This window comes from Thermococcus sp. LS1 (genome assembly GCF_012027395.1).
Lineage (GTDB): Archaea > Methanobacteriota_B > Thermococci > Thermococcales > Thermococcaceae > Thermococcus.
The window spans coordinates 125,385-141,648 of sequence record NZ_SNUJ01000004.1; the positions used below are offsets into that span (position 1 = coordinate 125,385).

Sequence of the window (16,264 nt, forward strand, 5' to 3'; positions counted from 1 at the left end):
TCACTCGAACTTTACGAGGGGATGAAGGCTCAGCAGTTCATTTATCATGTCCAGGGCTTTATCCTGGCCGTAGGCGTAGCCGAAGTGACGGTACATGGTTAATATTGTGTCCAGTGGGTGGACTTCTCTGTTGGGATCAAAGGTGTTGAAGATGAACTGTATCGTCTTGTTTTCATCCTCGGTGAATCCAGCGACGTGGTATATATAGGCCATTTGAGCGTAGGTGGCGCGCGAGTAGGCGTACTCAAACTTCTCAGCCTTTAGCTTTCCGCTCTCTTCCTGCTGATCCCTCAGCCACTCCGCGGCCTTCTTTATCGACTCGAGCACCGTCTCATTGCCCGTCAGCTGGTAGTACCTGGCGAGGCCTGAGGCTATCGCCACGGTCGTTCCCACGTTATCGTTCCAGCTGCCTCCCCTCTTCTGCTCTTTAAGTATTTCCTCAAGCACATTTTTCTCAGTGGTCTCGTTGAGTATTCCCAGCTCCTTGTAGAGAGGAAGTAGCATGGCGTTGACGACAAGTGACCCCTTCTCGTCCTTCGGCGTCGTCATGAAGTAGTCTTCCATCTCCCGGCTCTCGAGGAGCTCAATTGACTTCTCTTTACCATCGAAATTGATGTCCTTCAGGGGTTCAAGGGTGTATGCCGTGTAGAGCGTGAAATCATTCGGCGGAACGCCCCACGGGAAGGCTCCGTTGTCCATCTGCTTGTAAGAGAGCCATTGGAGGAGCCAGTCGGTGCGTTCCTTGAATGCCTCATCTCCCGTCTTCTCGTAGAGCCTCGTGTAGAGCTTTACCATCCAAGCGTTGAGGTTGAAGTAGGCCTTGTAGCGGTCATCGAAGTCTGCGTAGTTGTAGCCGGTCCAGAACTTCTCCAGGAAGCTTATGAGGGGCTCATAGGTTCCGGTGTAGTTCAGCGGGAAGGGATCCACCGGCTTCAGTTCAGGCTCCGGAATGAAGCGGTATATCTGGGCGTTGCCGTTGCAGAACTCGAGCTTGAAGTGGGTATCGTAGGGGGCGTATTCCATGAGGCCGTACTTGATGAGGCCGTAGCTCAGTCTTGTCTTGTCCACGAAGATGTAGCTCACGTTGTATTTCTTCATGAGGAAATAGACGCGCTCCCTCTGATTGGAGCTGAACATTACAACGTGGTCGTTGTACGCCTGACTCGCTTCCATTGCCGTTGGCGCCTCACCAAAGAAGCCCTGATAGACTTTTTTCCAGATGACAACGTCCTTCCTGTGGGTGTTGCCTATGATGAGGTATCCCATGTCCCACCAGACGAGTATGGTGGCGTTCTCAGGAGTGTTGTCGATAACCCACTGATAGGCCTCCTTGTCGCTAATGGTCGGTGGGTTGATGTACTTGAAGGCACCGTAGGTTCCTTGGGCGAAGGGAACGAAGAGCATCAACATGATAACTGCTGTCGCGAAGCTCTTCTTTGCTGTGACCTTTCTGATCCAGCCCGCTCCGAATCCTTTGACATCCTCAAAGGATTTTCTAAGGAGTAAAGTCATCCTTGGGAATACTTCGTCCATCAGGAACTCGGTGGCCATAGCAGCGAGAGGTATCGTTGCGTAGGGGTCACGGAAGCGGAAGGAGATACCGCCGGCGAACATAAATGCCCAGGCCCAGAGGGCAAAGCCCCGCCTTATGGGATCTTTTTCGAGGTAGTATCTCGTTCCGAGAGCGCCAAATACGAGCTGGATGATCCCTATCCACTTGAAGTAGCCCAAGAAGCTGACTTCCGTCTTCTGCAGCCTCAGGAAGAAGTCCGCAACGAGGGAGTTAATGAACTCGACCTGGAGGTATGCTATGTACGCCAGAACTAGCAGGGCGAGGAAGTAGTGGAGGTTCCTCTTTACCGTTGGCCACAGGTAGGAGAAAACTATCAGTGCGGCTGCCATCATGAAGAATATCCATCCCCTGTGGGTGAGCATGTACACCCCAAGCAGAACGCCGAGGACTATCAGATACTTGAGACGCCTGGTCTTCAGGAACTTTATCAGGAACAGCAGGCTGAAGGAGAACATTGCCAGTCCGAGGTTCTCAGGTATGTAAAGCCCAGTCCTGTATATGAAGTTCGGAGCGAAAGCTAAAAGCGCCGTCGCAAGGAGTGCGCGCTTTCTATCTTCCATGAGCTCTTTAAAGGCGAGATAGAAGCCAAACACAGCTATGGTGCCGTAGATGGGCGGGAGTATGAAGAATATGTAATCCGAGGGGAACAGCTTATACACTGCTGCTCCGATGATGTGGAAGAGCGGTGGGTAGCTGTAGGCCCTTAGACCGAGAAGGGAGGGAATATCTTTTGATATCGCACTTAATCCCTGCTCGGCGAGCCTCAGTGTTATGTCTCTGTGAAGGTACTCGTCGTAGGTCGCCAGCAGAAGAGTTCTGTGGGGTATCAGCCTGATGATAAAAGACGCGACGAGGAGCAGTGGAAGGTAACGCTTTTCAGCCCTGGTTTTCATCTCACCGGCACCCCTCAAACCTTTTAAGCTCTCCCTTTAACATTAGTTGGTGGTAAAGTGAGGGGGTTAAAAATCTTTAGCCTCGCCTTTTTCAGTTATCTCCTCATCTCCCTCTATTCCAACTACTTTGACGGCGAGTTGAGGGAGCTGATTTATGCTAAGGGCCTTTCTCCCTCGATGCTACTGTTAGGCGTGGTTTATGCTCTGGCGTTCTTTGCAGTATTTGCTCTCGGATATTCAACCAGATTCAAGATAAATCCTTGGTTCTACACTCTGGGTATATTCGTGCTCTCATTCCTTGAATCTCCCCTCGGCCCGCTGTTGGCCATCTTGCTCATCGTGGCTTATTGTCTCCGTATCAATGTGTACAACAGATTTGCAGTTCATGCTTTGGTTATTGCCCTTCTTATCCCGGTTGGTCTTTATCTGGCCGTGGGTGTTCCTCTATTTGAGAAACACCTGAGGTATGAGCTAGTTGGACCGCTTGTCTTTTCTGCGTTTTTGGGGGCCCTCGGCATTGTGTACACAGACACTAGCACCAAAGTGAAGACTCTACTATTCCTGATCTTTACCTTCATATTCTTCCTCGGAACGTTCCGCTCCCTTATAGTGCTGATGTATCTCGCCTACGTCTTTGACCTGTACTCTCGTGGGATTTTCAGAGTTGATGCCAAAACTCTGGGAAGTGGTCTCCTCTTAGGCCTTTTGGTGATATGGCTCAGCGGCAGCATCGAAGCAATTCTGATTAGGATTGGTTTTACTTTTTTAGTGTTTCACAACTTGGTTCGTCTTTCCCTTCCGACTGGCATCTTCCATGGGAGTCTGCTGTTCAGCAACAATCCGAGGCATATGATTGCCGGGCTCTTTGGGGCGAGCGGCAACTACACGTACTTCTTTTTCGGACAGGCAATTGCCGATTTTGGATTTTTTGGACTTCTGGAGGCTTTTTTGTTAGGTTTCCTCCTGAGGGAGAGTGAGAAAAACACAAAAAGTTTTGCATTTGTGCTTGCCATTATGGTATATGCCCTCGATCCTGGAATCGACGCTTTCCTGCTGATATTCCTTCTGGGGGCACTGCTGTTTCTAAAGGAGTAACCGGTGCTGTTCCTATCCGAGTCAAGGTGGATTCTAAGAAGAGTGTGAGAGTCACATCGCTCTGTATCAGATTCACTTTCTGTTCTACTGAGATTGATGAACTGGCATTCTAATGCCCAAAAAGAGTCACTACTGGTGTTACATGGTTAGTAGAGGCGTTAGGGTTACTCCATAGAACGAAATCTTTATATCCATGGGCTCTTCACAGTATAGATGAGCATTACGATTAGGAGGTGTCAGGATGAATAAGAAGGCTCTGAGCCTTTTAGTCGTGGTAGTGATGCTACTCTCGGCAATTCCAATGGCGCTATCAACAGTGCCAGTCTCAGCTGCGCCTGTAATGGGCTCAACCTCTACCATTCAAACGAGCGACACTCCCTCACAAAGGGAATGGATCAGCGGTTCAACCATAGAAGAACAGATACAGAAGATCATCAAGACCAGTGACAAGACCGTCAGGCTCATAGTTGCACCTGACAGAGAGCATGCCATGGACGTTTACAACGCCCTAAAGAAGCTGGGTGAAATCGACCCTATAAGCAAGCCTCAGTACCAATTCATCGTCGTTACTATGCCTGTTTCTAAAGTTGAGGAGCTTGCTGATATTCCGGGAATCCTCTACGTCTGGAAGGACGCTATCGTCAAGCTTGAGGAGCCAGTTCTGCCAGAAGTGGGTAGTGGGGAACCCTCCAAAGACGTTCCCGAGCTGCCTAACATGTTCATGAGCGTCTTCACTATCAAGGCCTACGATGCCTGGATTAACTACGGCGTATTCGGTGACAACGTTACAGTTGCCGTTCTCGATACCGGAGTTGACGTTGGACACCCGTTCCTTCAGATGACCCTCGACGGAAGAAGGAAGATAATTGACGTATATGATGCGAGCGATGAGGGAATTGCTGACATCTATTACAACACTAGTGTTGTCACCAATGGCACCATAGCGGTCAACCAGAACGTTACACTTGACTGGGGTGTTTACTACCTCTACTATGACCACCCTGAGGAATTCACCAACTACACAATGGGCACTTACTACGTCGGCAACATAACCGGTGACATGTACTATATCGGACTCCTCCCGGAGAGGTACTTTGACTTGAACTTTGATGGTGATAAGGACGACGTTTACCCAGTTCTCATCGTTGACAACAACGGCACTTACACCGCATACATGGACACCAACATGAACAATAACTTTACTGATGACACTGGAGTTGGCCTCTATAATGAGACTGGTGAATACTTCACCTTTAACACCAGCCTCGTTAACGTTGCGTTTGCCGAGTTCGAGGCGCCGTACTACGCAATGTTCATGTGGGACGCTCACGGTCACGGAACTCACGTCAGCGGTACCGTTGCAGGTGTCGGCCTGCCCACTGATCCAGTGTTCTACGGCGTTTACGGTGTAGCTCCCAACGCCCAGCTCATGGAAGTCAAGGTACTTCCTGGTGAGTATGGATTCGGAAGAACAAGCTGGATTATCAACGGAATGATATATGCTACCCTAAACGGTGCGGATGTTATAAGCATGTCCCTTGGAAGCTCTCCGGAGTACAACGACGGTCTCGAGAACCCCGAAATATTCTACGTTAACCTGCTTAGCGATTGGTTTGGAGTCGTATTCTCAATAGCGGCTGGAAACGACGGTCCAACGACCAACACCGTCGGCTCGCCTGGTGACTCTGACCTTGCCATCACTGTCGGCAACTACTGGAGCAGCGAAAGGTGGGAGTTCTGGTACGGTGTCGAGGGGGTTGCCAATGGGCCTGCAATGAGCTCCAGCAGGGGCCCGAGGATGGATGGCCTCCTTGATCCTGATGTTATGGCCCCAGGAACACTGATATTCTCCAGTCTCCCAATGTGGTACACTATCGTTTACAACTACTCCTACGGATACTATGGAATATGGAGCGGTACCTCGATGGCCACCCCGCACGTCAGCGGTGCAGTTGCACTTATGATCAGCTATGCAAAGCAGCACGGTCTTAACTATGACCCGGTCATGATAAAGCGCGCCCTTGAGATGAGCGCTGCTCCCACCAATCAGACAATGATTGATCAGGGATTCGGTCTCATACAGGTCGACAAAGCCATACAGACTCTTGAAGAGCTCAGCCAGGAGCCAACTACCTACATCTATGCTGGAACCACCTTCACGAGCTTCAAGAATCCAATAGGTCAGGAGTTAATACCGCTTTCACCAGCCATGATAGAGTTCAATGGCTACTTCCAGGCAATGTTTGAACTCCCGTACCTCTACCGCGGCGTCTACATAAGGGATGAGTACCCAGGAAGCGTTCCGGTATACTTCTACCCGATGGACTACATACCTGGCTGGGGTCTCTGGTACACCTCTGCGGAAAAGACCTACAAGATAAGCACGAACGTTGATTGGATTATCCCGAACACCACTGAGGTCATCGCAGGAAACGCCACTATCGGACAGTTCTCCATAAACATTGACTACTCCAAGCTCCAGAAGAGCGGCACCTACGTTGGTCTCATCTACATAGACGACCCGGACACCAGCTACATTGACGGTTATGTGGCGGTTACCGTTGACATCCCAATGAACCCGAACGGAGAGACCAGCGTTAAGCTTTCGGACGTCGAAAGCCCCGGTGAGGCCAAGCACTACTTCGTTGATGTCCCACGTGGAACCAAGATGCTTGAGGTTACACTTCGTGTTCCCGCCGATGAGAACGGCAATCCAATGGGTAGAACCACCCTTATAATCGCAAAGCCCACTGGCAGTGTTGTTGCTGGCTATGTGCCAGGTTACTACTACGTCGGTGCTAACCCTGCAGGAAACATCTTTGAGTACACATGGTACATACCTGATCCGGAAGAGGGAACTTGGGAAATAACCGCTTACAGCAGTACCTTCACCAAGTACTATAGCGGATATGACACCTCTACCTATGAGATTGAAGTCAAGATTAGTTCTATCTCAATAACCCCCGAAATCATCCAGAAAGACATCCCTTCACCGAACAACGTCAGCGTTAGTGCAGTCGTTGAGAACAACTACATGACCCTCAACGCCAGCGTCGTCGGCTATGGTGTTGGCAGGCTGGACGAGGCATACGCCATGATCAGGGAAGTCAACCAGAGCGACTGGGATATCATAGGTGCAGTGGGGATTACCAGCTCTGACTATTACATCAAGTTCGGAATCACCCAGCCAGAAGACCCGAACGCTGACCTCGATCTGTATGTGTTCTACTTCCCGACCTACGAGGACCTCGTGAACTTCACGAACTACACCCTCTACTGGGAGCAGATAGGCCCAACCTCCGACGAGGTATTTGAGAGGTTTATGCCAGAGCCGGGCTATTACCTCATCGCGGTTTACGGCTACGACACAGTTGGCTACAACCCAATCCAGTACGTCTTCTACTACCAGATACTCGGCGATAACGGCAACGTCAGCGTTGATAGTACTCCGTTTACATTCACAGATGGCACCAGCAAGACCATAAAGGCCACTGTTGAGCTAAACAACTATGGAACTTACCTTGGAGTTATGGGTCTCGTCGATTCCGACACTGGCGAGGCTCTCACCTACGCGCCTATGATATTCCAGGTGGGCAGTCCTGAGATGTTTGTGGCAGTCTATTCAGAGGCCACACTTGGCAAGCAGTCAGTGCTTAAGATCAAGCTCCTTGACCTTGCGACCATGCAGCTGATAAACGCTCCAGCCAAGGTCATCGTGAACGGCAGGGAGTACTACACTGACAACGGTGAAGTGGATGTCTACTTCGTCCCACTTAAGTTTGAGGAGACCTTCAATATCCACGTCATCAGTGACTACTACATGGACTACTCCGGAACATTCACGGTCAAAGTGAAGGAGCTCGCTGGCAGCGAAGTTTACTATGCAACTCAGATAGAACCATACATCGCCACGGGACTTGGTAGCGTAACCAAGGTTTCGGACAGCGGCACGATGATAGAAATTACCGCTGAAGGTTCCAGCGGTACGACTGGATACCTTCTCGTGACCCTTCCGGTCGACACCCAGTACGTCAAAGTCAGTGGCGACCATGTGCTCAGCTACTACACTCTCGAGGGCACCAACGCGGTATACGTCATTACCAAGGTCCAGTACGCCTCCCCGGTTACAGTCACCATCGAGTACAGAACCGCCCGCTACATCATCAGCACTTGGAACTACGTCTGGTACATGCTCTACTGGAGGTACGACCAGAAGTTCGGTCCGCTCTACCAGAAGGCCGTTGAACTCGGTGTTGACAACGAGACCCTCCAGGAGGCCCTATACTACAAGGAGCTCGCCGACGAGTACTACGAGGAGGGCAAGAAGTACATGAACCCGTACAGAGAGAACCTTGCCGTTGCGGCACTTCCGTACGTCAGGAAGGCCTACCTCAACATCCTCAAGGCCTACAGGATACTCGAGGAGGCCGTTAACGAGATAGAAGGTTCCGAGGGCTGATGCCCTCTTTTCTTCTCTCTTGATTTTTCTACCCAATGCTTTTAAACCACCGGATGTTTCTCTTCTCGGTGACGTTCATGATATACATCAAGGTCTATCGCGTTCAGGGAGAAGTTCTGTTGGCAGCATGCGACGAGGAGCTTCTTGGAAAGACCTTCAGAGAAGGAGAGCTCAAATTAGAAGTGAAGGAACGCTTTTACAAAGGAGAATTAGTTGAGGAAGATGCCCTGGAAAGCCTTCTCGAGGAAGCCACGATAGCTAACCTCACGGGCGAAAGATGCGTTAGAAAGGCTATAGAGCTGGGCTATGTGGACGAGGATAGAGTCCTGAGGATCCAGGGAATTCCACATGCACAAATGGCCAAGATGTTCCTCTGAGGAAATCAGAGATTTTTTAAACCTCCCTTCTCACTTCTTCTCCGGTGAGAACTATGAGCGAGAGGTTCTGCTACAGATGTGGAATAAGCGAGAGCGAGGGTGGGCCGCTGGTGGATGGTCTCTGCCAGGTGTGCTTCCGTAAAGAGAACCCTGTCCTGCTTATCGAAAGAGAGATAAACACCGAGCTCTGTCAAAACTGTGGGAGCTACAAGAAGCGGGGAGTGTGGGTTGACCCAAGCACCTACGAGCTTGAGGAGCTTATTTTTGAAGTTGCTGAGGGTGCTCTTCTTGAGGAGCTCGGGGATTCCCTCGATGAACGCGTGAGGAGCTTTGAGGTAGTTTCAATGGAAGAACTTGAGGAAATAAACGATCTCCCGGTTGGAGCGGCAGTAGTAGCCTTCCAGCCAGTGGACTGGCACATCGAGTACTTCCCTGCCATAATAACCTATGAAGTTCGTGTTAAGGCCAGAATCCACGAGCTCCAGCGTGAGCTCCACGACGAAGTCAAGTACGTGACGGTCTACGTCCGCCAGACGGTGTGTCCCCGCTGTCAGAAGTTCCTCGGCGGTTACTTTGAGGCTATCCTTCAGGTCAGGGCGGAAGATAGACCTCTAACTGAAGAGGAACGTAAAGCGATAGGCAAGCTCGTGGAGGAGAAGGTTGACGAGATAATGCGCAAGGACAGAATGGGCTTCATCCAAGATACCATAGAGAAGGAAGAGGGCTTGGACTTCTACATGGGTTCGACATCAAGTGCCAGAAAGCTTGCCCAAGCAATAAAGGAACGCTTCGGCGGAACCATAAGTGAGGCCTATGAACTCGTGGGCATGGACAGGCAGACGAGCAAGGAAGTCTATCGCACGAGCGTGAGCGTTAGAATCCCGAAGTTCCAGAAAGGAGACATAGTCGAAGACAAGCGCGGCAATGTCTATGAAGTTGAACGGGTTGATGGAAAGGGCATGAGCCTCAGGAACCTTTCGACCAACGAAAGCGAGCACAGGGACTGGAAGACCGTGAAGAGGGAGGGCATAGATTGGGCGGAGTACGAGGAGAACGAGGCCATGGTGACAAGCATAACTCCGAACGAGGTCCAGCTCATGGACATGGAGACCTACGAGACCTATGAGCTTGAAAAGCCCAGGATAGAGCTTAGAGAGGGCGAGGTCTACAGGATGGTCGAGGTGAAGGGTAGAAAGTACTTCCTGCGGAGAAGGGAATGACTCGCTTTTGTCCCACCAACTTTTTTAACCGAAGGTTTTGAACCTCTTTTGGTGATGCTCATGAGAAAGACAGTCGTTATCATAGGTGGTGGAGCAGCTGGAATGAGCGCTGCATCTCGCATCAAGCGCCTGAAGCCGGAATGGGACGTTAAGGTCTTTGAAGCAACAGAATGGGTCAGCCACGCTCCCTGCGGAGTTCCATACGTGGTAGAAGGAATCTCGCCGAAGGAGAAGCTCATGCATTATCCGCCGGAGGTCTTCATCAAGAAGCGCGGCATAGACCTCCACATGAAGGCGGAGGTAATAGAGGTCGAACAGGGTTCCGTAAGGGTTCGCGAGGGGGACGGGGAACACACCTACGAGTGGGACTACCTCGTCTTCGCCAATGGCGCCTCTCCTCAGGTTCCGCCCATAGAGGGAACCGAGCTTAAGGGGGTTTTCACCGCGGACCTCCCTCCGGATGCCGTCGCCATAAAGGAGTACTTTGAGAAGAACGACGTTAAAAACGTCGTCGTCATCGGAACAGGTTACATAGCCCTCGAGATGGCCGAGGCATTTGTCGCCCAGGGCAAGAACGTAACGCTCATCGGCAGGAGCGAGAGAATTCTCCGGAAGACCTTCGACAAGGAGATTACCGACATTGTAGAGGAGAAGCTCAAAGCTCACCTCAACCTCCGCCTGCAGGAGCTGACGATGAGGATAGAAGGTGACGGAAGGGTCGAAAAGGTAGTCACCGACGCCGCTGAGTATCCTGCTGACCTTGTTATAATCGCGACGGGCATAAAACCCAACACCGAACTAGCCAGACAGCTCGGAGTTAGAATAGGCGAAACTGGGGCAATCTGGACGAACGAGAAAATGCAGACAAGTGTTGAGAACGTCTATGCAGCTGGAGATGTAGCCGAGACTCGGCATATCATAACCGGCAGGCGTGTGTGGATTCCGCTGGCTCCGCCCGGCAATAAGATGGGGTACGTGGCTGGGAGCAACATCGCCGGCAAGGAAATAACCTTCCCGGGTGTCCTTGGTACCAGCATAACCAAGTTCCTTGACCTTGAGATAGGTAAGACTGGCCTAACTGAAGCTGAGGCGGTAAAAGAGGGCTACGACGTTAGAACCGCCTTCATAAAGGCGAAGACGAGGCCGCACTACTATCCTGGAGCTAAGGAGATCTATCTCAAGGGCGTCGTTGACAACGAGACCAACAGGCTGCTCGGCGTTCAGGCCGTCGGTGGGGAGATACTGCCAAGGATTGATGCTGCAGCGGCCATGATTCAGGCGGGATTCACCACGAAGGATGTTTTCTTCACGGATCTGGCCTACGCTCCACCGTTCGCCCCGGTCTGGGACCCGCTGATCGTTCTCGCAAGAGTTCTTAAGTTCTGAAGCTCTTTTTTACAGCTCTTTTACCTCCTCAGTAGCAGTACGCTCCCACCCAAAAGGGCCACCCCAAGGCCAAAGGTCATGCCAAAGCCGAAGGCCGAGACGACATATCCGCCGAGGGCACTCCCGGCTATGTAACCAGCAGAGCTCACGACGTTGTAGGTCCCCATGGCGCTTCCATTTTCCTTTTCACCAGCCTTTTCACTAACTATGGCCGTGGATGAGACGCCTATGAAGGTCCAGGAGTAGCCAGCCAGAGCGTATGAGACGAACGCCAGGGGGAGCAGTGCTGGAGAGATCAGCGCGCCGACGGTGATTGCTACGAACGCCCCCGTCCTGAGAAGGAGGCCTTTTCTGAGCGTTCCTTCCTTGTTTTCACCCATGCTCATCCCGACGCGAGTGTAGTTGAGGGCTGCTATGGTGGAGTTGACGATCAGGGCAAGGTAAATGATTTCTCTGGTGAAGCCGTTCTCCGTAAGGAGCACGGGGACCTGCGGGAAATACAGTCCTGCCGCTATCCAGAAGAGCAGAAACGATATGTAGAACCTTTTCAGACCGTTTGGAAGGCTTAAGTTGGTGTGGAGGATGAAACTCGGGAAGTAGCGAGCCTTCTCGATGACGTAGTTGCCGAATGCTCTTATGGCTTTTCTGTTGACGTATATCGGAACCTCGCGTATCATCCTCTGGGCCATGAACACCGATGGCAGACCGAGGAGGGCGAATGCTACGAACAGCTGGGGAATCGTGAGAAACCTTGACAGGCCGAAGCCGAGAACTAGACCGAGCACCCAGCCCCAGCCGCTTATCTCGTTAAACTTCCCTATGCCGTAGTCCCAGCTGTGCTTTCTGACGCTCCTTAAAACCAGGGCTATCGGCACGGAAAGCGTCGATGCAAGGAAGAATGCGTAGGCAGTGTTTATAGCGATGAGCTGAGCCGGTGTTTTGACGAATGCCATAAGCGTTAGGAAAACTGGCACGCTCGCGAAGCCGAGCAGTATGAAGGGTTTCCTCCTTAGAGTCTTATCACTGAGCTTTCCCCAGAAAAGGGCGCCGAGCATCGATGCCAAGCTCGCCAGTGCGAAAGTAAGACCGACGGTTGAGGCGTTCCCGCCAAGCTCAAGGAGATACAGGCTGACCAAGGCGGAACTTCCACCCGTGGCTACCTTGAATGGCACGAAGGAGTAAAACCACCGCGGCATCTTGGGAACGTAGCGGTAGCGGTTCGAGACCATTGCGTTTCTAACCGCAACCGAAACTCTCTGACTCATTTTCTCACCTTGAGGCCTTCGGGAGTCGCTTTCGGTTTAAAAAGATTTGTGACACGGAGAAGACTATAATGTTCAGAATTGTTCATTGAATATGTGTAGAAGAAACGACAAAAGAAGAAAACTCCATCAAGCTCAACGACGTACTTCTTGCTCTCGTCGGAGAATCCCTGAAGCAGCCAAGCTTCAGCTGGAGTATTGCATTTTCGATGTTCACAACCTTCATCGAGGCTATGTGTGTTACCCCTGTGCCCTTAAAGAACTCGGGAAGAACCTGGCCTGTTGGACCGGTCAAGAGAAGATTCTGGCGTTTTTAGCCCTGTCAAGTAGCATGTCGATGGTTCCGTTCAGGATGCAGGTTGCACTTGCCATTACTGCATCGACCTCCGGCAAAAGCCAGTACTCCCGCGAGTCACTCAGTTTTTCGTTTACGGACAATTGTACCAAAAAGCTTAAATTCTCTTTCATATGTAAGTTTTTGATGTATGGAACGGAAACTCATCGCGGCATTCATCCTTTGCATCCTGTTCACTGCCCTTCCCTTCGTGGTTAAATGGGAAGAGAAAAGGCTTTCCAGCACCACCTCAGTTCTTCCGTCTAATTCCTCTGTAATCGCGTCAAACGGCGTCATATACGCTGGATCTGCAGTTTCTCATGAGGGTTCCGATTTGCTCTGTGTGGTTCCAGCTGAGGCCTACGTTCCTGAGCCTGGGACGGAGGTTATCCTCAATGTTACCGTGAAGTTCAAACACGCCCAGCCCTGTCCGTACTCTGATTGGGAGATAGTTACGGAGAATCCCGAAAACGTTGAGGTCATCAACGAGACTGAGACGGAGCTCCTTGACCCATACACAGCTTTCAAGCAGTACACCGTCAGAGTTCTCGGCAACGGCACCCTTGACGTCGTGTTTAAATACGGCAGTGGCTGTCCCTACGGTACTGAGGAGAGGGTAACCATCGGGTTCTACATCGGACAGCCCCCCGAGGATATCAATCTCACCGTGACGAATCCCGAGGAAGTGCTCAACGTCACGACTTTGAACATCACAGGCGTCGTTGAGGAGGTCAACTTGAGTGACCGCTATTTTGTCGTGGAGGGGCAGACGATAGTGGTGAGGGGCAAGTGGACGGGGCCGGATGGGGCTGAATACAACTGGAAGGACATGCTTCTCCTTCTCCACGTTGGAGAGAGGGTTGAAGTCCTCGCAAGTTATGAAGATAATGAACTGAAGGCGGACGTTATCATAATAAACGGTCAGAGGTTTGTGAGGGGGTAGTGCCATGAGCTATAAGCTGAGGATGTGGGTTTCACTCACCCTTTTTGCTCTATGGTTAATTACAGGAATAACAGGAATAATTCTGCTGGTTGCTCCACTGGCAGCTCAATTCGGGTTAAACCTGCCGGTTAGTCTGGCCGATACCCTCCACACATACATCGGCTTCGCCTTCTTCGGGCTGTCGTTCGTCCACATAGCCCTTAACTGGTCTGCGATGAAGGCCTACTTCAGGAAGCTCCGTTCGTGAGCAAAGTTTATACGCTTTTAGGCTAACCTAATTCTGGTGGTGCCATGATAGCCTTTGGTCCAGTTCCATCGAGAAGGTTAGGAAAAAGCTTGGGTGTCAACAACATTCCCGACAAGGTCTGCTCCTACGCCTGCGTTTACTGTCAGATAGGAAGAACACTGAGGATGGAGGTCGAGAGGAGGGCTTTTTACGAACCGGAATTCATCTTCGAGGAAGTTCGGAAAAAGGTAGAAGCCGCTGAGGAGCTGGGGGAGAGAATAGACTACATAACTTTTGTTCCAGACGGCGAGCCAACTCTCGATGCAAACCTGGGAAAAGAAATCGAACTTTTGAAGGAGCTTGGCATCCCTTTGGCGATACTCACGAACTCCTCGCTGATATGGCGTGATGATGTCAGGGAGGAACTCCTGAGCTTCGACTTCGTCTCGTTGAAGCTCGATGCGGTGAGCGAAAGCCTCTGGCGCAGAATAGACAGGCCTCACAAGAGCCTGAGCCTTGAGAAAATCTTGGACGGAATGCTCGAATTTGCAGCGGACTTCACCGGAAAGCTTGTAATCGAGAGCATGCTGGTCAACGTGGATTACGGCGATGAGTTCAAGAGAATCGCCGAGTTCTTGGAGGAGCTGGACCCAGACAAAGCTTACATAGCCATCCCCACGAGGCCCCCCGCGGAATCCTGGGTAAAGCCGCCAAGCGAGGAAACGATAAACGATGCTTTTCAGGCCTTTGCTGGTGTCCTGGGGGAGAATAGGGTGGAGTACCTCATAGGCTATGAAGGCAACGCTTTCGCTTTCTCGGGCAACGTTGAGGAGGACATACTGAGCATCACCGCTGTTCATCCTATGCGTGAGGAGGCCGTTAGGGAGCTCCTGAGGAAAGCCCATGCTGACTGGAGCGTCGTTGAGAAGCTTTTGAGGAGGGGTCTGCTGATAGAGCTGGACTATAACGGGGAGAAGTTCTACATGAGAGCTCTGGAAAGCAGGAGAAAACCTTAATTACCTGCTCGAGCGAGTCTATTTGGGAGAGCCATGTGCGAGTATACCTACGAAAGCGGTAAAAAGTGCAGGTTGAAGTCCCTTGAAGGCTCTAAGTACTGCGCCCTCCATATCCCCTACGACGAGGGCGAACGCCTGTTCGGGGAGGATATAAAGCGCATCAAAGAGGAAGCCTTTCTCAAGAGGTTGAAGGAGGGTCAGACATACTTTGAGGGTGTCTACCTGTATGAAGTTAAAATAAGTGAGTTCAGGGCTGAAAAACCGATAGTCTTCAAAAACTCGCGGATTAAGACAATTCTATTCGACGATGTTACAGTTCCGGGAATTACTTTCTACAACTCCTACGCAGGCAGAATAGTCGTCTTTGAGAGTAAGGTCGGAACGCTCCTTGTCCATGGTTCCAATGTCTTTGGCCTCAATATTCTCCGCGTGAGGTTCTCGAACTCGATATACGTCAGGAACTCGAGCGTCCGGTATCTCATGATTAACTCGACAGAGTACGTTGGAAAGGCCGAGAAGAGTGAGGAGGAATACGGTGAGAGAAAGACGGCAACGGGCAGGATAGAGCTTAGCAATCTGGATAACGTTCGCAGAATAGGTGTGAACGTCAGGTATCCACTTATGAAGCGCATTCTCGAGGAGCACGGCATAACACCCTCTGGCTCGTCGGAGAGGAGTGTGAAAGCAACGGTACTCGCCTTCAGGGACGTCAGGTTTGACCAATCCGCGCGCTTTAAGAGGCAGGTTAGACTGAGCGTGAGGCACTTCCATGGCCAGCTCGTCCTTGAAAACCTCAATGTCTTTGGTCACGCTGAAATTCTTGGCGGCAGGATAAAGTCCCCTGAGTTCGTTCACGTCATCGTGATGGGTAACTTCATTTTCAGAAGGGTTGGCTTCTACGGCGATGCCACCTGGAACGTGACGGTTCTGCCCCACCTTCCCCTCGAGCTAAACGTTCAGGGCTTCGTTGTCGTTGAGGACTGCCGCTTCAACAACCCGAGGATGGCGGAGATATTCTACAGGATAGCGAGAACTAGCTGGGAGCGGAACGGTGATCTAGAGCGTGCCGATGAGTATTATTACAAAGAAATGGTTTCCAGAAGGCAGTCCCGCCTCACAGCGAGGGTGAGGGGAATTAAGAAGGTCCTGCTGAAGCTGGAGGCGACCTTTGAATGGCTCTTCGCCGATTTGACATGCAAGTACGGAATGGACTGGAAGAGGCCGATACTGTTATGGCTCGCGGCCGTTAACGTCTTCTTCCCGCTCCTCTTCTTCTTAACCCAGAGCGTGGAAGGCATTTCAGGTAACATGGGATTTCTCGACTACGAGTACTTCAGCGTTGTGACCGCCACCACTCTTGGCTATGGCGACTACCACCCCGTGGGAGTGGGCAGGGTTATAGCGTCCGTTGAGGCGCTGTTCGGAATGTTCATGTGGGCAGTGTTCCTTACCGTCTTTGCCAGGAAATACATGAGGTGAG

Annotated in this window: 11 protein-coding genes and 1 pseudogene; 9 read left to right on the forward strand and 3 right to left on the reverse strand. The window is 51.3% G+C overall.

Translation table 11 applies throughout. The features are described 5' to 3' along the window. On the reverse strand, positions 1 to 2,466 hold the full coding sequence (locus E3E26_RS10005; RefSeq protein WP_167901161.1) for a glycosyltransferase family 39 protein: 2,466 nt from the start codon (positions 2,464 to 2,466) through the stop codon (positions 1 to 3). 57 nt (positions 2,467 to 2,523) lie between these two features. Here E3E26_RS10005 and E3E26_RS10010 point away from each other — a divergent pair, with 57 nt between their 5' ends. The 5 genes from E3E26_RS10010 to cdr all read left to right on the forward strand — a co-directional run bounded on the left by E3E26_RS10010 (position 2,524) and on the right by cdr (position 11,003). After that, positions 2,524 to 3,561: a hypothetical protein gene (locus E3E26_RS10010; RefSeq protein ID WP_167901162.1), complete on the forward strand. Its 1,038-nt coding sequence runs from the start codon at positions 2,524 to 2,526 to the stop codon at positions 3,559 to 3,561. Between the two features lie 241 nt (positions 3,562 to 3,802). Next, on the forward strand, positions 3,803 to 8,020 hold the full coding sequence (locus E3E26_RS10015) for a S8 family serine peptidase (RefSeq protein ID WP_167901163.1): 4,218 nt from the start codon (positions 3,803 to 3,805) through the stop codon (positions 8,018 to 8,020). A 77-nt stretch (positions 8,021 to 8,097) separates the two neighbouring features. Further along, entirely contained in the window at positions 8,098 to 8,397 is a 300-nt protein-coding gene (locus E3E26_RS10020; RefSeq protein ID WP_012571264.1) for a DUF424 domain-containing protein, read from the forward strand. Positions 8,398 to 8,450: 53 nt separating this feature from the next. Next, positions 8,451 to 9,617 carry a 60S ribosomal export protein NMD3 gene (locus E3E26_RS10025; RefSeq protein WP_167901200.1) on the forward strand — a complete coding sequence of 389 codons (1,167 nt, stop codon included), beginning with the start codon at positions 8,451 to 8,453 and terminating at the stop codon, positions 9,615 to 9,617. Positions 9,618 to 9,677: 60 nt separating this feature from the next. Next, positions 9,678 to 11,003, forward strand: a complete 1,326-nt coding sequence (gene cdr, locus E3E26_RS10030; RefSeq protein WP_167901201.1) for a CoA-disulfide reductase — start codon at positions 9,678 to 9,680, stop codon at positions 11,001 to 11,003. A gap of 20 nt (positions 11,004 to 11,023) precedes the next feature. Here the strand turns inward: cdr and E3E26_RS10035 are convergent, their stop codons facing one another. Both E3E26_RS10035 and E3E26_RS10040 read right to left on the reverse strand, forming a co-directional pair. After that, complete coding sequence (locus E3E26_RS10035) at positions 11,024 to 12,268, reverse strand: MFS transporter (protein WP_167901164.1); 1,245 nt, start codon at positions 12,266 to 12,268, stop codon at positions 11,024 to 11,026. A gap of 128 nt (positions 12,269 to 12,396) precedes the next feature. Then, positions 12,397 to 12,682 (reverse strand): annotated as a pseudogene (locus E3E26_RS10040) (Rossmann-like domain-containing protein); the annotation flags it as partial. A 68-nt stretch (positions 12,683 to 12,750) separates the two neighbouring features. Between E3E26_RS10040 and E3E26_RS10045 the strand changes: the two are divergent. Genes E3E26_RS10045 through E3E26_RS10060 form a run of 4 tightly spaced genes read left to right on the forward strand, consistent with a single transcriptional unit; the run spans position 12,751 to position 16,263 of the window. After that, the gene (locus E3E26_RS10045; RefSeq protein ID WP_240911712.1) at positions 12,751 to 13,542 is read left to right on the forward strand and encodes a hypothetical protein; all 792 of its coding nucleotides are present in this window, start codon (positions 12,751 to 12,753) and stop codon (positions 13,540 to 13,542) included. A 4-nt stretch (positions 13,543 to 13,546) separates the two neighbouring features. After that, complete coding sequence (locus E3E26_RS10050) at positions 13,547 to 13,789, forward strand: DUF4405 domain-containing protein (RefSeq protein WP_167901165.1); 243 nt, start codon at positions 13,547 to 13,549, stop codon at positions 13,787 to 13,789. A 44-nt stretch (positions 13,790 to 13,833) separates the two neighbouring features. Next, on the forward strand, positions 13,834 to 14,784 hold the full coding sequence (locus E3E26_RS10055; protein ID WP_167901166.1) for a radical SAM protein: 951 nt from the start codon (positions 13,834 to 13,836) through the stop codon (positions 14,782 to 14,784). A gap of 33 nt (positions 14,785 to 14,817) precedes the next feature. Continuing rightward, positions 14,818 to 16,263, forward strand: a complete 1,446-nt coding sequence (locus E3E26_RS10060) for a potassium channel family protein (RefSeq protein ID WP_167901167.1) — start codon at positions 14,818 to 14,820, stop codon at positions 16,261 to 16,263. The last annotated feature ends 1 nt before the right edge of the window (position 16,264 follow it).